Here is a 20,921-nt window from a genome sequence, read left to right on the forward strand (position 1 = left end):
CATCCCGGAGACGCTGTAACGCGCCCGCCACAGAAACAAAAAAGCGTTATAAATCATATATTTAGCACAAAAACGCCGCGACGCTGCCGGGCTGTTGACACGAAAAAGGCCGGCGTGGAGGCCGGCCTTTCCGAATGCGTGCGAGTGGCGGCTTTTTTCAGTAGCGGGTGCCCATCGGCGCTCCGAATCGATAGTTCACTCGGACGGTCGCCATGTCGATGTCCTGCTTAATGGTGTCGACGCGCGACAGCACGGTGGCGGTGGCCGGGAAGCTGATGTCGCGCGAGCCCATGAACAGGTGGTCGTACTCTACGGCGACCGACCAGTTCGGCGCGAAGCCGAACTCGACGCCGGTGCCGACGGTGCCGCCCCAGCGGGTCTCGCTGGCGGAATCCAGCAGCGTGCCGACCGGGAAGGGCGCAGCCGCATTCGCCGTGCCGGTGTATTTGTTGTGGGTGACGGCCGCGCCGCCCTTCACGTACCAGAGCACGTTGCCCCAGGCATAGCCGACCTGGCCGGTGAACAGGCCGATCGCATCGGTCTTGGTGGTGTTGGTGATGCCTGCAGCCAACGCAGCCGTGCTCGCGTTCGACGACTTCAGGTCGGTCCAGTCGCCCTGGGCCTCGACGCCGAACACCCAGCTCGCCGCCTGCCAGCGATAGCCGACCTGGCCGCCGATGAGTCCGCTCGAGGCATTGTGGCAGCCTTCGGACTGGGCCGGCACGACCGGCACGCCGCCGACGCGATTGAGCGTCCAGCAGTTGTGGCTCCAGTCGGCGCCGCCATTGACGCCGAGGTAGAACCCGGCCCAGCTCGGCAGCGGCGTGACATAGGCCGGCGGCGGCGCCTTGCTGTAAGGGCGCGTCGCGAAGTCGGCCGCGGAGGCCGGCGCCAGTCCCAGCGCCGCGGCTCCAGCGGTCAAGATCAAGGTCGTCTTCTGCATTCGTCTCTCCCCAGTCCCATAACTGTCCTCGCACCGGATCCCTCCGATCCGGGCCCACGCGAAGGTGGCCTGTGGCTGGTTGTAGGAGAGACTGCTTTCTAAACTCGTGATCGGCAGCAGGCGTGCGGCGGGATGTGTCGAACGTGCTTAAGCGCGGGTAAAGATCGCGGCCGTCGCGCCGATCGTGGAGCTGTCCCGAGGGCACGCATGGTGAGCGCCTGGCGCGTCAGGCCTCGAGTGCCAGTCTTCGAGCGCGCCAGTCTTCGAGTGCCTGTCCTCGAGGGTCAGTGCTTGGAGACGACGGGACCGCCCCAGCGATAGTTGACGCGGACCGTCGCCATGTCGACGTCCTGGCCGACCGCATCGGTCCGGCCCGCGGCTCCGCCGGGAACACCGGAGAAGCCCAGGGTGCGGTTGCCCATGAACAGGTGCTCGTATTCGGCTGCGACCGACCAGTTCTTGGCGAAGCCGACCTCGACACCGGTGCCGACCGCAGCCCCCCAGCGCGTGGCGCTGGACTGGTCGAGAGCCGCGCCCGTTGCCGTGGCGAGACCGTTGTACTTCTCGCTTGCGACCGCGGCGCCGCCCTTTACGTACCAGAGCACGTTGTTCCAGGAATAGCCGACCTGGCCCGTGAACACGCCGATGCCGTTGATCTTGGTCTGGTTGGTCACGGCCGGGGCGAACTGGCTGGTGTTGCTGCCCTTGAGGTTGGCCCAGTTGCCCTGACCTTCGACGCCGAATACCCAGCCGCCAGCCTGCCAGCGATAGCCGATCTGGCCGCCCGCCAGCGCGCCGGTCGCATCGTGGCAACCCTCGGCGTTGGTCGCAGCGACGCCGGCAAAAGTGACCTTGTTGGTCCAGCAGGTGCGGGAGGATGCGCCGCCGGCGTTCAGGCCGACATAGAAACCACTCCAATCATAGATCGTCGCGATCATCGCAGGCGCTTTGGTGAAGGTGCGCGCGGGCAGATCGGCAGCGATGGCCGGCGCAATCCCCAGCGCCAGCGAAGTTGTCGCCCCCAGCAACAGCCTTCTCATCGCATTCCCCAAACCAAGTCCGACGCCCGCACGCACGCTCTCACCAACGCCCACCCGCCGGACCTTGATAGCCCCTTCCGCCGTAAAAAGCCGTCACCCAAAGGACACAACGGCTCGGCAAGTACCGGTTCTGGCACGCAAAAAAAGGCCGGCGCGAGGCCGGCCTTTCGACATATTCGCTTTTGGCGTGCGATCAGTAGCGCGACATGCCCGGACCACCGAAGTGGTAGGAGATGCCGGCCTTGACGGTATGGACGGTGTCGCTCCACTCCGAGCGGTTGGTCGCGACCGGGGAGTACTGGATCGAGCTCTTGCCGAAATCGAGATAGTTGTACTCGACCTTGGCCGACCAGTTCGGAGCGAACATGTACTCGGCACCGGCGCCGATCGTCCAACCCCAGCGCCAGTCGTTCTGCACGAACACGTTGCCGGGAACGCCATCGTAGCGGTGCTGCAGATCGCCGACCGTGGCACCGCCGCTGACGAAGAGCAGTGCCGGACCCGTGGCCCAGCCGAGCCGGCCCTTGATGTCGCCGAAGCCGCGCAGCTTGGTGAAGTAGGTGTCACCGACGCCGGCGTTGATCACGGCCGAGCGGCCGTCGATGTCCGCCCAGTGATAGTCGCCCTCGAGGCCGAACACGATGTTGTCGACCTGCCAATTGTAGCCGATCACGCCGCCGGCGAAGCCGCCGGTGATGTCGTAACGCTGCGTGCCGGCAAAGATCGCCGTATTCGGCGCACCGAAGAAGGTCTCATCGCTGCGGCCCCAGCCGCCACCGCCCTGCAGACCGAGATAGAAGCCGGCCCAGGTCGGAAGCGGAGCGGGCGCCATCACCGGGGCCTTCGTGTACGGGCGGGCGGCGAGATCGGCGGCTCCCGCCGGCGTCAGCGCCCCCAAAACCATCAAGCTGACAGCTCCAAGAAAAATTCTTTTCATCCCAAGTCTCCCGCTTTGGGCGTCTCCAAAATGGTCCCCGGAGACGCACGTCTGTGAAGTTGGTGCGACCACGCTTGCGGCCCCAATCCGTCCTCAAATATACGCGATTCAACCCTGGATACCGTCTCCCAAAAGCCACAGGCGGGGAGGAAGTGGGGCGATGTAAGCTGATGAAAGTTAATCGCTTTTTCGTGATTGACGGAACTTTTTCGCGGTTCCATTGGGTTCCATCGGGTTCCTTGGAACTCGACGCACGGTTGTAGACACAGGCGCGCGAACAAAACTGGAACAATGGCCGTCCGCCTGCTATATGTGGATAAACAATGGACGAGGCGGGTGGACCGCGCGGCAACCGTATAGGGTCCGCCGCGAGAGGAAGGGTTAGCCACCGGACGCCGTGAGGCCGGTGTGGACGGCCGGTCCGATGATCGAGAACCGCGGGAGAGTGGTGATGGCGGGTAGTGTGAACAAGGTGATTCTGGTCGGCAATCTCGGCAAGGACCCCGAGATCCGGCGTACGCAGGATGGGCGGCCGATCGCCAATCTGAGCATTGCGACGTCGGAAACGTGGCGCGACAAGGCGACCGGCGAGCGCAAGGAAAAGACCGAATGGCACCGTGTGGTGATCTTCAATGAAGGTCTCTGCAAGGTCGCCGAGCAGTATCTGAAGAAGGGCGCCAAGGTTTACATCGAGGGCGCGCTGCAGACCCGCAAATGGACCGACCAGAGCGGCGTCGAGAAGTACTCGACCGAGGTCGTCCTGCAGGGCTTCAACTCGACCCTGACGATGCTCGATGGCCGTGGTGGCGGGGGCGGCAGCTTCTCCGATGACATGGGTGGCGGCGATTTCGGCAGCAGCGGTCCGTCGATGGCGCCGCCGCGCCGCGCGGTTGCTTCGGCCGGCGGTGGCGGACGCAACAGCGACATGGACGACGACATTCCGTTCTGAGCCGCCTGCGTCCTCGGTCGATACAAGGTGGCTTCCGTCCGTGTCGGGACGGGAGCCGGGGCGATCACCTCGGGTCTCGCATTGCAGGCGATCGCGCGCGTCTGACGTTTCGTTCGCTTGAGCTGTGCGTAACCTGACCACCGGGGTGTTGCATGAGCTTCGCACCGCTGCTCGCCGCCGAGCCCGCCGTCCTGCTGCACGCTGTCGCCGCGATGACGGCGTTCGCACTGGGGCTGGTCCAGTTCGCAGCCCCGAAAGGGACCTTGCCGCATCGAACGCTCGGCTGGATCTGGGTCGCTCTCATGGCCGCCGTTGCGGCCAGCTCGTTCTGGATTCACACCATCCGGCTGGTCGGTCCCTTCAGCCCGATTCACCTGCTGTCGCTCTATACGCTGGCCGTGCTGCCCGTTGCGGTGTGGGCTGCGCACCGCCATCGGGTGGGGCCCCATCGCCGGGCCATGATCACGCTGTTCTCCGGCGCCCTCGTGATTGCCGGACTGTTCACGCTCATGCCTGGACGGATCATGCACAAGGTGGTCTTCGGCCCATAGCCAAACAGGGTTCCCGGAGCCTGCCATGGGCGGCCGCGGCAACCGGTTAAGTCCCTGGAAAGGCGAGCAGAAAAAGCGCGCTCCGAACCCCCTTGGGGGTGGCTAGCGGCAGCGCCATGCGCTATATGATTCCAAGCGATTTTCGCGTGTCAAAACCGACCGGTATCCCCTTTGTCCGATAAAGAAGATGAGAAGCCCGGCGAGCCGGGCGGACCTTCCGACATTCGTCCCGTTTCCATCCTCGACGAGATGAAACGCTCCTACCTCGATTACGCGATGAGCGTGATCGTGTCGCGAGCGCTGCCCGATGCGCGCGACGGCCTCAAGCCCGTGCACCGGCGCATCCTGTATTCGATGTACGAGCAGGGGCACACGCCCGACAAGAAGTATGTCAAGTCCGCCCGCGTGGTCGGCGACGTCATCGGTAAATACCATCCGCATGGCGATCAGTCGATCTACGACGCCATGGTGCGCATGGCGCAGGACTTCTCGATGCGCGTGCCGCTGATCGACGGCCAGGGCAATTTCGGCTCCGTCGACGGCGATCCCCCCGCGGCCTATCGATACACCGAAGCGAAGCTCGCCAAGTCGGCGATTCCGCTGCTCGACGACATCGACAAGGACACCGTCGACTTCCAGGCCAACTACGACAATTCCGACCAGGAACCGTCGGTTCTTCCGGCCAAATATCCGAACCTGCTGGTCAATGGCGCCGGCGGCATCGCGGTCGGCATGGCCACCAACATCCCGCCGCACAATCTCGGCGAGGTGATCGATGCCTGCATCGCGCTGATCGACAATCCCGCGCTCACGATCGACGACCTCATCAACATCATTCCGGGGCCGGATTTCCCGACCGGTGGCATCATCCTCGGCCGCGCCGGCGTCCGCTCGGCCTATCATCTGGGCCGCGGCTCGATCATGATGCGCGGCAAGGTGACGATCGACACGATCCGCAAGGATCGCGAGGCGATCATCATCTCCGAGATTCCCTACCAGGTGAACAAGGCGACGATGGTCGAGCGCATCGCCGAACTGGTGCGCGAAAAGAAGATCGAAGGCGTCGCCGACCTGCGCGACGAAAGCGACCGCGACGGCTACCGCGTCGTCGTCGAGCTGAAGCGCGACGCCGTGCCGGACGTCGTGCTCAACCAGCTCTACAAGTTCACGCCGCTGCAGACGAGCTTCGCCGCCAACATGCTGGCGCTCGACGGCGGCCGCCCGCAGACGATGACGTTGAAGGACCTGCTGACGATCTTCGTCGCGTTCCGCGAGCGTGTCGTCACGCGCAGGACCAAGTTCCTGCTCAACAAGGCGCGCGACCGCGCTCATATCCTGGTCGGCCTTGCCGTGGCCGTCGCCAACATCGACGAGGTCATCCGGGTCATCAGGACGTCGCCCGATCCTGCGACCGCGCGCGAGGCGTTGATGTCGCGCGACTGGCCGGCGCGCGACGTCGAGGCCGTCATCACGCTGATCGACGATCCGCGCCACCGTCTTTCCGAGGACGGCACCATCCGGCTGTCGTTCGAGCAGGCCAAGGCGATTCTCGACCTGCGCCTGCAGCGCCTGACCGCGCTCGGCCGTGAGGAGATTTCCGACGAGCTCGACAAGCTCAAGGTCGAGATCAACGACTATCTCGACATCCTGCGCTCGCGGGCGCGGGTACAGGGGATCATCAAGGACGAGCTCGCCGCTGTTAAGGCGGAGTTCGGCACGCCGCGCCGCACCGTGATCGCCGAGCAGGAAGGCGAGGTCGAGGACGAGGACCTGATCCAGCGCGAGGACATGGTCGTGACCGTGTCGCATGCCGGCTACACCAAGCGCGTGCCGCTGTCGGCGTATCGGGCGCAGCGCCGCGGCGGCAAGGGCCGCTCGGGCATGCAGACCCGCGAGGAGGATTTCGTCAGCCGGCTGTTCGTGGCCTCCACGCACACGCCGGTGCTGTTCTTCTCGTCGCGCGGCCAGGTCTACAAGGAGAAGGTCTGGCGGCTGCCGATCGCGGCGCCCAACGGGCGTGGCAAGGCGCTGATCAACATCCTGCCGCTGGAGCAGGGCGAGCGCATCACCACCATCATGCCGCTGCCGGAGGATGAATCCTCCTGGGCCAATCTCGACGTGATGTTCGCGACCACCGGCGGCAACGTCCGCCGCAACAAGCTGTCGGATTTCGTCGACGTGCGCCGCTCCGGCATCATCGCGATGAAGCTCGACGAGGGCGAAGAGATCGTCAACGTGCAGATCTGCACCGAGCGCGACGACGTCCTGCTCACGGCGTCGGGCGGGCAGTGCATCCGCTTCCCCGTCACCGACGTGCGCGTCTTCACCGGTCGGACCTCGATGGGCGTGCGCGGCATCGCGCTCGCCGGCGGCGACAAGGTGATCTCGCTGTCGATCCTGCGCCATGTCGAGACGACCTCGGACGAGCGTACGGCGTACTTGAAGATGCGCCGGGCGATGTCGGGCGATGCTGCCACCGAGGAGCCGGTCGAGGCCGAGGGCGAGGAGGCGGCCGCTGGCGCGATCCAGCTGTCGCAGGAACGCTATGTCGAGATGTCGGCGCAGGAGCAGGTGGTGCTGACCGTCTCGGTCAACGGCTACGGCAAGCGCACCTCGTCCTACGAGTACCGCACCACCGGCCGCGGCGGCAAAGGCATCGTCGCGATGTCGGTCAACAACCGCAACGGCAAGCTCGTCGCCTCATTCCCGGTCGAGGATGGCGATCAGATCATGCTGGTGACGGACAAGGGGCAGTTGATCCGTTGCCCCGTCGACGGCATCCGCATCGCGGGACGCTCGACGCAGGGCGTCATCGTGTTCGACACCGCCGATGATGAGCACGTCGTTTCGGTGGAGCATATCGGCGAGGAGGCCGAGAACGGCAACGGGAACGCTGACCAGGCGAATGGCGAATAGGGCGTAGCGAATAGCGGACGACGCAGGTCTTTCGCTGTTCGCCTCACTGCGTCCGCTCGACCGAGACCATCCTGGCCTCGCGGATGGTTCCCCGGGTTCCGGCGCTGCGCAGGCAGCCCGCCTCGAAGTTGGGCCAGGCCTGCTGCGAGCAGTCGCGGCCGATCAGGCGGATGTCCAGGCGGTCCGCCTTGGCCAGCGGACGCGGCACGCTGGCTTCGACCTGGGGAGCGAAGCCGGGCAGGAGGGTGATGCCGGCAGCCACCAAGCCGGCTGCTGCGACTGCAGATAGCGCTTTGATCATGACGGTCCCCTGTCTGGGCCGTTCGGCCCGTGTTCGTTAACGATTTGATAACCAGATCGGGTTTCGAGACGTCTTCGCGGGACGGGCGAATTGGTTTCGTCTCGGCGCGAGCGTGTTTCATGTCGGATGTTCCGACGAAACAATCGCGGTAGCCGACCACGGTTCCGGCCCACCGGCGTCGCACCTCGTTCCATCGCAATGCAGTCTCTCGGCCGCTCTTTGCCCATCACAGCCACGCCAGCGCGCCTGACGGCGGCTTGCCGGCCTGTTCCGGGCGGTATAGGACGAGCGCATGCAACGCATTGCGCTCTATCCGGGCTCGTTCGATCCCGTCACCAACGGCCATCTCGATGTGGTCCGGCAGGCCGTCCACCTCTGCGACCGCCTGATCGTCGCGGTCGGCGTGCATCACGGCAAGAAGCCGCTGTTCTCGACCGAGGAGCGGCTGGCGATGGCGCATGAGATCTTCGGCCCCGTGGCAGCCGCGGCGGGCTGCAGCTTCGAGGCTTCGACCTACGACAATCTGACGGTCACGGCCGCGCAAAAGGCCGGTGCGATCATGATGATCCGGGGCCTGCGCGACGGCACCGATTTCGACTACGAGATGCAGTTGGCCGGCATGAACCAGACCATGGCACCGCAGGTCCAGACGGTGTTCGTTCCAGCCTCGGTGGGTGTCCGTCCGATCGCAGCCACGCTGGTTCGCCAGATCGCCGCCATGGGCGGCGAGATCTCGCATTTCGTGCCGCCGTCGGTGGTCGAAAGTCTCAAGGCCAAGTTCAAGTGATCCTTCAGGCACCGGCCGGTTCCGGCGGTGCCTTCCTCTCCACATCGTCTCATGTCATCGGAGTTGCCATGATCCGCGCGCTCGCTTTCGTCTTCGCTCTCGTCTTCGCATTGCCGGCGCTGGCCCAGTCGCTGCCTGCCGGCCTCGACAAGCAGAATGCCCTGGTCATCGACACCACCAAGGGCCGCATCATCATCAAGCTGCGCACCGATCTGGCGCCACAGCATGCCGAGCGGCTGAAGACGCTGGCGCGCGAAGGCTTCTACAACAACGTGCCGTTCCACCGCGTCATGGACGGCTTCATGGCGCAGACCGGTGACGGCCAGAACTTCAATGGCACCGGCGGCTCGAAGTACCCGAACCTGAAGCAGGAGTTTTCGTCAACGCCGTTCAAGCGCGGCACCGTCGGCATGGCGCGCCGGGGCGATAGCGTCGATTCCGCCAACTCGCAGTTCTTCATCTGCTTCGGCGATGCCTCCTTCCTCAACGGCCAATACACCGTGATTGGCGAGGTCGTGCAGGGCATGGACGTCGTCGACAAGCTCAAGAAGGCGCCTCCGGGCTCCTCGGGCGGTGCCGTCACCGATCCGGACAAGATGGTGAAGGTTCAGGTCGCCTCGGACATCAAGTAGAGGCAGAGCAGGGGGACACCCGGGTCTCGCGCCCGGTTCCCTCGGGCCTTAAGGAACCTTTTGCCACGTCGCGGCGGCATGCCGATTCTGCCGGCCCGCCACATCGACAGGGCCGGTGGCTTCAGCTTTAAACGCATTGGGTCTATTCTGGACCAGCATCGCGGGCCTCGTCGTGCTCGGATTGCCGTCAGGAGGGGTGACGGCCGCACATGGGAAGGCGCCGCGACATTTCAGACCCAGGATTTGCTTTGTCCTGACCCCCGTCAATTCTACCAAAACCGAGAGACCAGCATGGCTGTGACCGAAAATACCTTGATCCTCGAGACCACCCAGGGCCCCGTCACCATCGAGATGCGTCCCGATCTCGCGCCCGGCCATGTCGCGCGCATCAAGGAGCTCGTCCGCGAGGGCTTCTACGACGGCATCGTCTTCCACCGCGTCATCGACGGCTTCATGGCGCAGACCGGCTGCCCGCAGGGCACCGGCACCGGCGGCTCCGGCAAGAAGCTGAAGGCCGAGTTCAACGCCGAGCCGCATGTTCGCGGCACCGCCTCGATGGCGCGTGCGGCCAATCCAGATTCAGGCGACAGCCAGTTCTTCATCTGCTTCGACGACGCCCGCTTCCTGGACAAACAGTACACGGTCTGGGGCAAGGTCACCGAGGGCATGGAGAATGTCGACAAGATCAAGCGCGGCGAGCCGGTGCAGAACCCGGACAAGATCGTGAAGGCCTACATGGCCGCCGACGCGGCGTAACCAACGACCCTCTCCATGAACACGCCTCTCGGCGTGTTCATGGTCGGTGTGCAGTACCGCCCTCGGCTTTTGACCCTCATGGTGAGGAGCGTGCGCAGCACGCGTCTCGAACCATGAGGCCACAGTCGGGCCTCATCCTTCGAGACGCGCTGACGCGCTCCTCAGGATGAGGTTTTCGACGGTCGTTCCAGAACGACGATGCGCACAGACCTCTTCGACTTTCAGTTGCCCCCCGAAAACATCGCGCTGCGGCCGGCGAGCCCGCGCGAATCCGCGCGCATGCTGGTGGTGCAGGGCGATGGCGTGCTGCGCGACCGCACGGTCGCCGACCTGCCGGACTGGCTGGAGCCGGGCGATCAGCTCGTCGTCAACGACACCAAGGTCATCGCCGCTCAGCTCTCAGGACGCCGCATCAGCCGCGAGACCGAGGCGAAGATCGAGGCGACCCTGATCAAGCGGCTCGACGGCTCGCGCTGGCAGGCGCTGGTGCGGCCCGCCAAGAAGCTCGCGCCAGGCGATACGATCCGTTTCGGCAACGAGGGCAAGGTCTGCCTGCTCGGCCATCTCGACGCCACCGTCGAAGCCAAGGGCGAGGAGGGCGAGCTGACGCTGTCCTTTGTGTTTCATGGGCCCGCGCTCGACCAGGCGATCGCCGATCTCGGCCGGCCGCCGCTGCCGCCCTACATCGCCGGCAGGCGGCCCGCAGACGAGCAGGACGCGACCGATTATCAGACCATGTTCGCGGCCAAGGAGGGCGCGGTGGCGGCCCCCACCGCCGGACTGCATTTCACGCCGACGCTGGAACGGCGGCTGCGCGAGCGCGGCGTCGGGCTGCAGCGCGTCACCCTGCATGTCGGCGCCGGCACCTTCCTGCCCGTGAAGGTCGATGACACCGAAGGCCACCGCATGCATGCGGAGTGGGGCAGTCTGACGCCTGAGACCGCCGCTGCGCTGAACCAGGCCCGCGCCCAAGGCGGCCGCATCGTCGCGGTCGGAACGACGTCGCTGCGGCTGCTCGAGAGCGCGGCGCAGCCCGACGGCACGATCGCACCATTCGAGGCGGAGACGTCGATCTTCATCACGCCCGGTTATCGCTTTCGCGCGGTCGACATCCTGATGACCAACTTCCATCTGCCGCGCTCGACCCTGTTCATGCTGGTCTCGGCCTTCGCCGGGCTCGAGACGATGCAGGCGGCTTACGCGCATGCGATTCAAAGCGGCTACCGGTTCTATTCCTACGGCGATGCGTGTCTGCTGTTCCGCCAGCCGGACGAGCGGGTCGTCGAGCCGTAGAGCGCAGAAACGTAGGGTGGGCAAAGCGGCGCCGAAGGCGATGCGTGCCCACCGTCTATCACCCGCTTTCGCGGGTGATGACAGTGTTGGTGAGGAGGGTGCGTGGCCGCCTCACGCCATGGCCTGCTCCGGCAAGAGCTCGGCGATCTGCACCGCATTCAGCGCAGCGCCCTTGAGCAGCTGATCGGCGGCGACGAACATCGCGATCGAGTGACCTGACGGATCGGACAGATCCGTCCTGATGCGGCCCACCAGCACGTCGTCCTGGCCGGAGGCGTCGACCGGCATCGGGAAGTAGTTCTTCGCGCGGTCGTCGACCACGCGCACGCCGGGCGCGGTCGCCAGGATGCGGCGGACGTCGTCCTCGGTGATCGGCTTCTCGCATTCGAAGGTGATCGCCTCGCAATGCGCGCGCAGCACCGGCACGCGGACGCAGGTGACGCCGACGGCGATCCCTTCATCCTCGAAGATCTTGCGGGTCTCGTTGATAACCTTGGTCTCTTCGTCGTTGTAGCCGGTGTCGGGATCGATGGCGGTGTTGTGGCTGAACAGGTTGAAGGCGAACGGGTGCGGCATCACCTTGGGCGCATAGACCTGGCCGTTGAGGCTCGCGCGGGTCGACTGCACCAGCTCGTCCATCGCCGCCGCACCGGCGCCGCTGGCGGCCTGGTAGGTCGAGATGATCATGCGCTTGATGCGGTTCTTCTGGTGGATCGGCCACAGCGGCACCAGCGCCGTGATGGCCGCGCAGTTCGGGTTGGCAATGATACCCTTGTGGTCGCGGATGCGGCGGGCGTTGATCTCCGGGATGACCAGCGGAACGTTCGGGTCCATCCGGAAGGCCGAGGAGTTGTCGACCACCACGGCACCGGAGCGGACCGCAATCGGCGCAAACTTCTTGGAGATGCCGCTGCCGGCCGAGAACAGCGCGATGTCGACGCCTTCGAACGAGCGCTCGTTGAGCTCCTCGATCACGATCGTCTGGCCACGGAAGGTGAGGGTCTGCCCGGCCGAGCGGGCGCTTGCCAGCGCCTTGAGCTTGCCGACGCGGACATTACGGCGGTCCAGGGTGGCGATGAACTCGGCGCCGACGGCGCCGGTGACGCCGACGATGGCAATGGTGGGATCGTGAGGCACGTCTTCAAGTCTCCGGTTGGAATCTGGGCATAAAAAAAGCCCCGGACCTTCATCAGGCGGGGCTTCGGTTCGAAGATGGTCGCAATCGAGTTCGACTACGCGCGCACGCCTCCCGAGGCCCGCAAGGGCTTGGTGGTTTTCGTCGTGCGTTTGGTCGAGGTCGACATGGCGCCGGACCATAGGGGCGGCCGGAACCGCCGTCAACGGCCGAAAGGCACCAAAACAGCGCCATCGCGGTTGAATCGGGGGCGGTCCTGACGCAATAAGCCGGCCATGAGCTCCTCGGTCAGCGACCTTCCCAACCATTTCGAACTGCTCGGCACAGACGGCGCGGCCCGTACCGGCCGGCTGACGACTCCGCACGGCGTGGTGCGCACCCCGGCCTTCATGCCGGTCGGCACCGCCGGCGCCATGAAGGGCATCCACTGGCGCGACGTCCGCGAGGCCGGCGCCGACATCGTGCTGGGCAACACCTATCACCTGATGCTGCGGCCAACGGCAGAGCGCATCGCCGCCCTTGGCGGCCTGCAGCGCTTCACCGGCTGGGGCGGTCCGATGCTGACCGATTCCGGCGGCTTCCAGGTGATGTCGCTGTCGGGCTTGCGCAAGGTGACCGAGCAGGCGGTGACGTTCCGCTCGCACATCGACGGCGCGAAGATCGAGCTGTCACCGGAGCGCGCCATCGAGGTGCAGCGCCTGCTCAACTCCGACATCGCGATGCAGCTCGACGAATGCGTGCGGCTGCCGGCCGAGCGCGACGATATCGAGCGCGCGATGCGGCTGTCGCTGCGCTGGGCCGAACGCTGCCGCCGCGCCTTCGAGAAGGCGCCGGCAGGCTACATGCTGTTCGGCATCGTGCAGGGCGGCGATGTGCCCGCATTGCGCGTCGCCAGCGCGCAGGCGCTGGTCGAGATCGGATTCCACGGCTATGCGATCGGCGGCCTGGCCGTCGGCGAGCCGCAGGCGGTCATGCTCGAGATGATCGAGGCGACCGCGCCGGCGCTGCCGGCCGACCGTCCGCGCTACCTGATGGGCGTCGGCACGCCTGACGATCTCCTGGAGTCGGTCCGGCGCGGCATCGACATGTTCGACTGCGTGCTGCCGACCCGCAACGGCCGCCACGGCGTCGCCTACACGCGCTTCGGGCCGGTGAACCTGCGCAACGCGCGTCATGCCGACGATGACAGGCCGCTGGATGAGGAGAGCCCGTGGCCGGCGGCGCGCAGCTATGCCCGCGCCTATCTGCATCATCTGATCAAGGCGGGCGAGGCGCTCGGCGCGACGCTGCTGTCGGAAATCAACATTGCCTATTTCCAGCAATTGATGGCCGGGATGCGCGAGGCGATTGCACAGGGGCGGTTCACGGAATTCTACGAGCGCACCAAGGCCGATTGGGCGCGCGGCGACATCGCCTCGCGCGCCGGCTGACGGCCGCTTCAGGTGAAGGCCGTCAGCTTGTTGTGAGCCCGGCCCCGTGCGCCGGCCCTCATGAAATTGTGCTGATCATGCACTGCCGACCGGCTCGATGGCCGACGGCTGCGTTATCCTCAGCCATCGAACGGCCGTGACATCACGTCGCGGAACTCTCTCGCCCTGGGGCCGTTCAGTTGCAGACGAAGCGGCTTTTCACGGAGTGCTTGGTGACGAAGCCATAGCCGCAGGTGTCGCAGGTCCAGAGATAGCTGATCGCATTGTCAGCCAAATATGCCGACGCCTCCGCGGCAATCATGGAGTCGGCGCAGACCGGGCATGTCGGCAGATCGCAGCCGCGGGGATTCGGGCGGGCGGTTGCGGTCGACACGAGATCAGCGAGTGCTGACATATTGACCTCCTGGACGATCTCTTTGTTGGCGATCTCTGCTTGAACGACGTCAATTTCGAAAAGGTCGATTTCGAACAAGTCGCGTTCGAACGGGTCTATTTCCGACGAGTCCAACTTTCGCGGATATCAAATCCGTCACACAAAGAGTTTTGTCTGGGTGGTCTGTTCTTATATCTATTCTACAACGGCGCTTTCGTTTGGCACGAACGCCCCGATTGTATCACTCCGAAGATGACATCTTGCTGATGTCCGCCCGGGTTGCAGTCGACCTGCACCGTGAATCTTCATCCGGCTGAAATCAAGCATACACCGAGTTTATTGACCTTGTCGCAACACAAATGCGTTGGTTTTTCGCAATTTAGCCACGACTTGTTGTGCGCCGCGATCGTCCTAAGATCGCGCAAACGTGCTTGCGCAGCGCAACAGGCTCGCTGAAGATGGTCAGAAGCGTTGTCGACGTCGCGCGGGGCGCGCAGAGGAGTGATTTCATGGAGTCGTCAGCACAGCGTCCAGGACGCGGGCGCGTATTTGATTCAATTGTCGACGCGTTCGGCAATACGCCGATTGTGCGGTTGCGAAAGCTGCCGGAGCAACATGGAGTCAAGGCGACCATCCTCGCCAAGCTGGAATACTTCAATCCCGCCGCGAGCGTGAAGGATCGGATCGGCGTCGGCATGATCCTGGCGATGGAGCAGGCCGGCGTGATCAAGCCCGACACCGTGCTGATCGAGCCGACCTCGGGCAATACCGGCATCGCGCTGGCCTTCGTCGCGGCGGCGCGTGGCTACAAGCTCAAACTGGTGATGCCGGAATCGATGTCGGTGGAGCGGCGCAAGATGCTCGCCTTTCTCGGTGCTGAGATCGTGCTGACGCCGGCGTCGCAGGGCATGAAAGGCGCCATCGCCACCGCCGAGGAGCTGTTGCAGACGACGCCGAACTCGGTGATGCCCCAGCAGTTCAAGAACCTCGCAAACCCGGACATCCATCGCCGCACCACGGCCGAGGAGATCTGGAACGACACGGCGGGCAATATCGACGTGTTCGTCGCCGGCGTCGGCACCGGCGGCACCATCACCGGCGTCGGCCAGGTGCTGAAGTCGCGCAAGCCCGGTCTCAAGGTCGTCGCGGTCGAGCCGGAGGAGAGCCCGGTGCTGTCGGGTGGGCAGCACTCGCCGCACAAGATCCAGGGCATCGGCGCCGGCTTCGTGCCGGACATTCTCGACCGCTCGGTGATCGACGAGATCGTCAAGATCAACAGCACCACCGCCATCGAGACCTCGCGCGCGCTGGCCCGCACCGAGGGCATTCCCGGCGGGATCTCCTCGGGCGCGGCGATTGCAGCCGCGATCGAGATCGGCAAGCGGCCGGAGAGCGCGGGCAAGACGATCCTGGCGATCGTGCCGTCGTTCTCGGAGCGCTATCTGTCCACCGCGCTGTTCGAGGGGATCTGATCATGGCCGACCAGCCGCGGCGTCCGCGCACGCTCGCTGACGCCCGTACCGAGGCCGAGGCCGCGTTCAAGAAGGTGACCACCAAGCCGGTGGAGGCGCCGCCGAAGAAGGCGGCGGTTCCTGGTGTGCGCGAGCAGGTGACGTTGCGGATCGACCAGGACGTTCTCGAGCACTTTCAGTCTCAAGGGCCGGGCTGGCAGGACCGCATCAACGCGGCGCTGCGCAAGGCGGCAGGGCTCTGAGGGGCGGCTGCATTCTAACGAACAAGCCCGGAGCTCGTGCTCCGGGCTTTTTTACCGGGGGAAGACGAAGTCGCTTACCGGCGCAGCGCGCTGCCGAGCACACCGCCCATCATGCCACCGATGAAGGCGGCGCCGGCGGCGTTGCCCGAATTGTCCTGCGGCGGCGGATTGCGATAGACCGGCGCACCCTGAGGCGGCGGGCCGCCGGCAGCCACGTTGCCGGCCGGCTTGGCACGGCGCGGCCTGGCCTCGTCGCCGACTGCGGCGGTCGCCGGCGCGGGCTGCGGCTCTGCCAGCAGCGCCTTGTGCTGCAGCTTGGTCAGGAATCCAGTCGATGGATAGCCTCGGGCCGCCTGCCAGCGCTTCATGACACCGCGGGTCTGGTCGTCGAACACGCCGGTCATCCTGGTGTCGAAGCCAAGACCGGTCAGCCGCCGCTGCACGTCGCGGCGCTTGGTCTTGTCGAGGCCGATCTGATCCTCGCTGACCTGAGTGCCTTCCTCGGTGTAGGTGGCGGGATCGACGCCCTTGGCGACGTTGCGAGTGGCGGTGTTGATGGCGCCGCTCTCGATCGCGGCGATGCGCGCCATCGCCAGCGACTTGAATTGCCCGTTCGGGTAGGTCGAGAGATAGGCGTTCAGCTCTTCCGGCTTGTTGGAGTCCTTCACCGAGCGCCAGAATTCGAGCTCGGCTTCGCCTGCGGTCACGGTGGCCGTCGCGACGGCCGGCGTCGTCCCGGCCGTGGCGGCCGTTGCAGCAGGGGCCGCCGCCGGGTTGAGGTAGACGGCGCCGATCAGGTTGGTATGCCCCCAGGGCAATTGGCCCTTGCTGGTCTCCTCATTGACCTGGGCGCGCACGGCGGTCATGGCCTGCTGGATCTCGATGCCGGGCTGGGCGATGTGCGAGATCAGCGCGCGGGTGAACGGGCTGTTGGCGCCGGCCTCGCCGTCGAGGGCGGTCTGGCCCGGGCCGGTGGCGAACGCGATCAGCGTACCCTCGCCGGACTTCATCTCGGCCAGGCCGGTCTGCACCGACACGCTGCGGGTCGGCGAGTTCGACTTGATCTTGGCGGCGAACGGATTGTCGCGGCAGGCATCGAGGAAGACGAGCTTGACCTTGGCGTCGCCCATCGTCTGGTCGAGCGTCACGTCGATGTTGATGGCCGAGCCCAGCTTGACGTCCATCTCCGATTTCAGGTCCGCGTCGACCGGCAGCAGGTAGTTGGTGCCGGCGATCGCAATGCCGTGTCCGGCGTAATAGAACACCGCGATATCGGCGCCCTGCGCCTTGCGACCGAAATCGAGCAGCTTCTCGGTCATCTTGTCGCGGGTGAGATTGGTGCCCTCGACGACGTCGAAGCCGACGTTGCGCAGGGTGGCCGCCATGGCCTTGGCATCGACCGGCGGGTTCGGCAGTTGGGCCACGCTCTTATAGGCGCCGTTTCCAACGACAAAGGCGACCCGGCGGTCGGCCTTGGCGGCTTCAGCGGTCAGCACCACGCAGAGCAGGGACAGGGCGACGGTGAGATAGCGCATCAGGAGATCCCCCAACGATCAAGCGAAGCGTTCACTGCAGCATTTGTCGCGGATCGGCGCCAAAAGTCTTGTTCCCGGTCAAAAAATCACGCTTCCGCCATAAACCAGTTCGCGGGTGTTGCGCCAGATCCACGACGATCGCGTGTAGCGCGGCGGTTCCGTGATCCGGGTCACGCCGCTTGAGGGGATGCTCGGCGCCTCAGGTCCCTGCCGAACTGCCCATCGGCACCGGCCGAGGCTGCGGCGGACGCAGGTTCAGCAGGTTTCCGGCGAGAATCAACGCCGCGCCGACCACGGTCAATCCGTCGAGACGCTCCGCATAGACCAGCCAGCCGACGGTGGCGGTCAGCGGAACGCGGAGAAAATCCATGGGCACCACGATGGTGGCGTCGGCGTAGAGCAGCGCCCGCGCCATGCAGAAATGCGAGAAGGTGCCGCAGAGGGCGACGAGCAGGATCCAGCCCCAGGCGGTGGCCGATGGCGGCGTCCAGAATACGAGCGAAGGGATGAGGCCGGCGACGGATTGCACCACCAGCATCCAGAAGATGATCGACACGGTGGGCTCGGTGCGCGTCAGCAGCTTGACCAGTGCGATCGAGATACCGAAGCCGACCGCGGCGGCCAGCGCGATGAGCTGTCCCGGATTGATCGCCCCGGTATCCGGGCGGACGATCACGACCACGCCGACGAGGCCGAGCCCGATCGCCGCCAGCTTGAACAGGGTGATGCGCTCGCCGAGGAAGGCCGCGGCCAGCAGCGCCGTCCAGATCGGCATCGTGAACTCGATCGCCACCACCTGGCCGATCGGGATCAAGGTGAGCGCGAAGAACCAGCCGAGCTGCGCGCCGTAATGGACGAGGTTGCGCGCCGCGTGCTGCTTGAGCCGCGAGGTGCGCAAGGTGGCAAAGCCTCCGCTGAGGGCGATGACCGGCGAGAGCATCACCAGGCCGATCAGGCAGCGCAGCTCCATCAGCTCGAACACGTTGAGCTCGCGCATCGCTTCGCGTCCGGCCACCGCCATCACCAGCATCAGGCTGAGCCAGCCCGTCATCCACAGTGCGGCAATCAGTTTCGAAGCGGGACGATTCATGCGGTGGCGGGGAGAGCGAGGACGGCGGCGAAGGCGGGCTGTATCACCTCGCGCGCAGAGCAATGCAAACGAAATCAACGGTGCAGCGCACCAACGCCGCTGCAGGCTTTGCTCGCGACGGACGCGCGTCATCGAGAAAAACGTGGAGTGTGGCTGTGTTTCGTCCTAAAGCGACCGCCGCGATACAGCCCGCGAACAGCACAACACAGTCTAAGGCAGCCAGAGACAAGACATGACCGAACGCGCCGCTTCAGCCGACTTCGTGACCGCCTTTGCCACTGGCTGGCCGGAGCGGGAGCCTCATCTCATGGTGCTGTCGCTGACCACCCATAAAGGTGTGCAGGACTTCGCCATGACGCGGGAGCAGGCGCTGCTGGTCGCCAAGACCATCAAGCGCACCGCCGCGCAGCTTGCTCCGCCGCCGTCCGCAGGTGCGGTCCCCGGCGCCAGGCGCGGCAGTTGATCGGGATCACCGCGACAGTGAAATGTTGGCTGCGCGGAACTGGCTGTCGGCCCGGATCGACACGGACTGCCTCTTGCCGCGGGTGGCGAGCGCGATGTTGGCGTTGAAGCCGGCGGTGGTCGCGAGCAGCTGGAAGTTGCCGCCGCCGCCACGGCCCTGCAGCACGCCATTGATGCCGCGGCTGGTCTCACTCCAGGTTCCCGAGATGGCCGAGCCCTCAGCGATCACCTCGGCCTGCAGCCCGAACTTGTAGGCATCGCTGGCGCAGGTCAGGACGAGCGTCATCCGCGGTCCCGAGACGCCGTAATTGGCCCGGCACCGGATGCGCTCGGTTGAGCCGTCCTCGAGGGCAACCGTGCCGCTGCCGCCCCATGTTCCGGCCATGCCCGTGAAGGGACCAGGGTCGGCATGCCCCGGCGAGGCGGTCACGCCCGCCGTCAAAACAACGGCGGTGGCCGCGACCCGCCGCACCATCTTCAGGAGCGTGTGCGCGCCGTTACAGGCGCGAAGCCTGCCAGCGGCCGCTGCAGGGGATGCCTGCCGAGGCGCCGTTCCACTTGCCCGAGCCAGAATTGCCGTTGAGCTGCCCATTCGCATATGCGCCATTGATGGAGACCTTGACGAGGCCTTCGCGTCCAATCGAACCCGACACATTGGCGCCAGCCGCAGAAATCTTACCGTCTGCGACGATCAAGGTCGAGCTGGCCGTGGGCTCGCAGCTGCCACTGTTGGTGACGATCGTCACCTGCCACTGCCCGTCATAGGGCGACTGGGCGAATGCGGGGGCGGCCGAGCTGCCCACCAGGATCGACGCGGCGAAAGCCATTCCAATGCGGTCGAGACGCATGAATCGTTGTCCCTCAAATGTCGTTGATCACGACCTTATTTGGAAGAATTGTGACGAAAATTTGCCGCAGCGCCACAACGGATTTTTATCGAGCAATTTCAGTCCATTAACGATTAATGCGGAACCCGGCTTGGAGGCATTCGGGCGGCATTGTGCGCAAACTGCGCCTTCGCCCACGGCATGAGCGGGCGAACGCCCACATCTTTCCGCTGACCGCCCATGCTGCCGTTCGCAGGGCACCGCGAGGGCGCCAGCGGGGAGGATGTCCACAACTTATCAGGGCGATGCGATCAGATGCTCAGTGCGGGGTGAGGCTGGGCGCCTTGGTCGCGAACGGCTCGTCCTGCGGCTTGGCCGGAATCGCGCCGGTCGCCTTGGCCGATTCGACGACATCGCCGAGCAGCTTGAGCCCGAGCGGTGCGAGAGCGCGCTCCCACAGCTCGCGCGCGGTCTCTCCCTTCTTGACGAAGCACCATTCCTGGGCGGCGATGGCGCCCGCATCCATGCGGTCGGCGAGGTGATAGATGGTGCCGCCGGCGATCGGATCGCCTTCCTTGATGGTCCACTCCACCGCAGCGATGCCCCGGTGACGCGGCAGCAGCGACGGATGGTAGCCGATGCCGCCGAGCCGGGCGGCTGCGACCGCCTCGTGAGTGACGCGGGCGTGGCTATGCGCCGTGACGATCAGGTCCGTGCCGGGGGCGATCTCGCCGGCGGGCACGACCTTCGGATTGGCCTGGACCACGACCTCGATCCCGGCCGCCCGCGCCGCGGCTGCAAGCCGGTCCTCGCCATCATGAACGACGACCCGCGCGATCTCGATTCCTCTCTCGCGCAGCATGTTCAGTGTGGCGACACCGAAATGGCGGGAGCCGACGAGAGTGATGCGCATGGCCAGGGATCTTCCACGGTTGGGGGCTGGATCCGGTCGGAGGCTCTGACCGGGCGAAACGGGTCAAACCAAGCCTTGGCCTCCAGGTCAAGCGCCTGCTGGGCCGTCGTCACAGTCTGGCTTCGTCCGGCCGCCGGAGGCGCTGTGGGACCCAAACGGGAAAGGGGAAGGCCGCTCCGAGCCGGAGTTGGCGGGGCCCCTCACGCCTATTGGCGCGCCGATCGCCATGGTCGCCATCAACCTGGCCGCCATCAAGATGCAGGCCGAGACGACCGTGGCGGATGACACGCCCTCGTCGGTACCGGCGGCGGCCTCAGATGAACCGGGACGTCAGGAC

22 protein-coding genes are annotated in these 20,921 nt (G+C 65.6%); 11 read left to right on the forward strand and 11 right to left on the reverse strand.

The window, feature by feature from the left end; translation table 11 throughout:
- Positions 1-157: 157 nt before the first annotated feature.
- From ACQR1F_RS25910 to ACQR1F_RS25920, 3 genes are all read right to left on the reverse strand, one after another.
- Complete coding sequence (locus ACQR1F_RS25910; protein WP_315799853.1) at positions 158-943, reverse strand: outer membrane protein; 786 nt, start codon at positions 941-943, stop codon at positions 158-160.
- Positions 944-1,227: 284 nt separating this feature from the next.
- Complete coding sequence (locus ACQR1F_RS25915) at positions 1,228-1,983, reverse strand: outer membrane protein (protein WP_315799854.1); 756 nt, start codon at positions 1,981-1,983, stop codon at positions 1,228-1,230.
- Between the two features lie 193 nt (positions 1,984-2,176).
- Complete coding sequence (locus ACQR1F_RS25920; protein WP_315799855.1) at positions 2,177-2,920, reverse strand: outer membrane protein; 744 nt, start codon at positions 2,918-2,920, stop codon at positions 2,177-2,179.
- 451 nt (positions 2,921-3,371) lie between these two features.
- On the opposite strand from ACQR1F_RS25920, the gene ACQR1F_RS25925 reads away from it, so the two are divergent.
- The 3 genes from ACQR1F_RS25925 to gyrA all read left to right on the forward strand — a co-directional run bounded on the left by ACQR1F_RS25925 (position 3,372) and on the right by gyrA (position 7,336).
- Positions 3,372-3,869, forward strand: coding sequence for a single-stranded DNA-binding protein (locus ACQR1F_RS25925; protein ID WP_315711764.1), 498 nt, complete (start codon positions 3,372-3,374; stop codon positions 3,867-3,869).
- Positions 3,870-4,021: 152 nt separating this feature from the next.
- Positions 4,022-4,420, forward strand: a complete 399-nt coding sequence (locus tag ACQR1F_RS25930) for a DUF2306 domain-containing protein (protein WP_434872846.1) — start codon at positions 4,022-4,024, stop codon at positions 4,418-4,420.
- Between the two features lie 171 nt (positions 4,421-4,591).
- A complete protein-coding gene (gene gyrA, locus ACQR1F_RS25935) occupies positions 4,592-7,336 on the forward strand; it encodes a DNA gyrase subunit A (RefSeq protein WP_434914102.1) in 2,745 nt (914 codons plus the stop codon).
- A gap of 43 nt (positions 7,337-7,379) precedes the next feature.
- Here gyrA and ACQR1F_RS25940 read toward each other — a convergent pair whose 3' ends face one another.
- Positions 7,380-7,637 (reverse strand): hypothetical protein, encoded by a 258-nt coding sequence (locus tag ACQR1F_RS25940; protein WP_434914103.1) that lies wholly within the window; start codon positions 7,635-7,637, stop codon positions 7,380-7,382.
- 292 nt (positions 7,638-7,929) lie between these two features.
- Here ACQR1F_RS25940 and coaD point away from each other — a divergent pair, with 292 nt between their 5' ends.
- The 4 genes from coaD (at position 7,930) to queA (ending at position 11,105) form a co-directional block, all read left to right on the forward strand.
- On the forward strand, positions 7,930-8,424 hold the full coding sequence (gene coaD / locus ACQR1F_RS25945; protein WP_316178610.1) for a pantetheine-phosphate adenylyltransferase: 495 nt from the start codon (positions 7,930-7,932) through the stop codon (positions 8,422-8,424).
- A gap of 68 nt (positions 8,425-8,492) precedes the next feature.
- Complete coding sequence (locus tag ACQR1F_RS25950) at positions 8,493-9,056, forward strand: peptidylprolyl isomerase (RefSeq protein ID WP_315711771.1); 564 nt, start codon at positions 8,493-8,495, stop codon at positions 9,054-9,056.
- A 291-nt stretch (positions 9,057-9,347) separates the two neighbouring features.
- Complete coding sequence (locus ACQR1F_RS25955) at positions 9,348-9,812, forward strand: peptidylprolyl isomerase (protein ID WP_315799860.1); 465 nt, start codon at positions 9,348-9,350, stop codon at positions 9,810-9,812.
- Positions 9,813-10,010: 198 nt separating this feature from the next.
- Complete coding sequence (gene queA / locus ACQR1F_RS25960; RefSeq protein WP_316178612.1) at positions 10,011-11,105, forward strand: tRNA preQ1(34) S-adenosylmethionine ribosyltransferase-isomerase QueA; 1,095 nt, start codon at positions 10,011-10,013, stop codon at positions 11,103-11,105.
- A 111-nt stretch (positions 11,106-11,216) separates the two neighbouring features.
- Here the strand turns inward: queA and ACQR1F_RS25965 are convergent, their stop codons facing one another.
- A complete protein-coding gene (locus ACQR1F_RS25965; protein ID WP_315799862.1) occupies positions 11,217-12,242 on the reverse strand; it encodes an aspartate-semialdehyde dehydrogenase in 1,026 nt (341 codons plus the stop codon).
- 273 nt (positions 12,243-12,515) lie between these two features.
- On the opposite strand from ACQR1F_RS25965, the gene tgt reads away from it, so the two are divergent.
- Positions 12,516-13,670 (forward strand): tRNA guanosine(34) transglycosylase Tgt, encoded by a 1,155-nt coding sequence (gene tgt, locus ACQR1F_RS25970; RefSeq protein ID WP_316178614.1) that lies wholly within the window; start codon positions 12,516-12,518, stop codon positions 13,668-13,670.
- Positions 13,671-13,845: 175 nt separating this feature from the next.
- Here tgt and ACQR1F_RS25975 read toward each other — a convergent pair whose 3' ends face one another.
- Complete coding sequence (locus tag ACQR1F_RS25975) at positions 13,846-14,064, reverse strand: hypothetical protein (RefSeq protein WP_315711782.1); 219 nt, start codon at positions 14,062-14,064, stop codon at positions 13,846-13,848.
- Positions 14,065-14,552: 488 nt separating this feature from the next.
- Between ACQR1F_RS25975 and cysK the strand changes: the two genes are divergently transcribed.
- Together cysK and ACQR1F_RS25985 are read left to right on the forward strand one after the other, a co-directional pair.
- On the forward strand, positions 14,553-15,515 hold the full coding sequence (gene cysK / locus ACQR1F_RS25980) for a cysteine synthase A (protein WP_434914104.1): 963 nt from the start codon (positions 14,553-14,555) through the stop codon (positions 15,513-15,515).
- A gap of 2 nt (positions 15,516-15,517) precedes the next feature.
- Positions 15,518-15,757, forward strand: coding sequence for a BrnA antitoxin family protein (locus tag ACQR1F_RS25985; protein ID WP_315799865.1), 240 nt, complete (start codon positions 15,518-15,520; stop codon positions 15,755-15,757).
- Positions 15,758-15,831: 74 nt separating this feature from the next.
- On the opposite strand, the gene ACQR1F_RS25990 is transcribed toward ACQR1F_RS25985, so the two are convergent.
- Entirely contained in the window at positions 15,832-17,292 is a 1,461-nt protein-coding gene (locus ACQR1F_RS25990) for a caspase family protein (RefSeq protein WP_315799866.1), read from the reverse strand.
- Between the two features lie 199 nt (positions 17,293-17,491).
- Positions 17,492-18,382, reverse strand: a complete 891-nt coding sequence (locus tag ACQR1F_RS25995) for a DMT family transporter (protein WP_316178619.1) — start codon at positions 18,380-18,382, stop codon at positions 17,492-17,494.
- Between the two features lie 232 nt (positions 18,383-18,614).
- On the opposite strand from ACQR1F_RS25995, the gene ACQR1F_RS26000 reads away from it, so the two are divergent.
- Positions 18,615-18,845, forward strand: a complete 231-nt coding sequence (locus tag ACQR1F_RS26000; RefSeq protein ID WP_315799868.1) for a hypothetical protein — start codon at positions 18,615-18,617, stop codon at positions 18,843-18,845.
- Between the two features lie 6 nt (positions 18,846-18,851).
- Here ACQR1F_RS26000 and ACQR1F_RS26005 read toward each other — a convergent pair whose 3' ends face one another.
- From ACQR1F_RS26005 to ACQR1F_RS26015, 3 genes are all read right to left on the reverse strand, one after another.
- The gene (locus ACQR1F_RS26005) at positions 18,852-19,319 is read right to left on the reverse strand and encodes a hypothetical protein (RefSeq protein ID WP_315799869.1); all 468 of its coding nucleotides are present in this window, start codon (positions 19,317-19,319) and stop codon (positions 18,852-18,854) included.
- Positions 19,320-19,341: 22 nt separating this feature from the next.
- Entirely contained in the window at positions 19,342-19,692 is a 351-nt protein-coding gene (locus ACQR1F_RS26010; protein WP_315751045.1) for a hypothetical protein, read from the reverse strand.
- Positions 19,693-19,990: 298 nt separating this feature from the next.
- Entirely contained in the window at positions 19,991-20,584 is a 594-nt protein-coding gene (locus tag ACQR1F_RS26015; RefSeq protein WP_434914105.1) for a formyltransferase family protein, read from the reverse strand.
- Between the last annotated feature and the right edge of the window lie 337 nt (positions 20,585-20,921).

The sequence above is a fragment of the Bradyrhizobium sp. HKCCYLS3013 genome, assembly GCF_051167615.1.
In the GTDB taxonomy this organism is placed as follows: Bacteria; Pseudomonadota; Alphaproteobacteria; order Rhizobiales; family Xanthobacteraceae; genus Bradyrhizobium.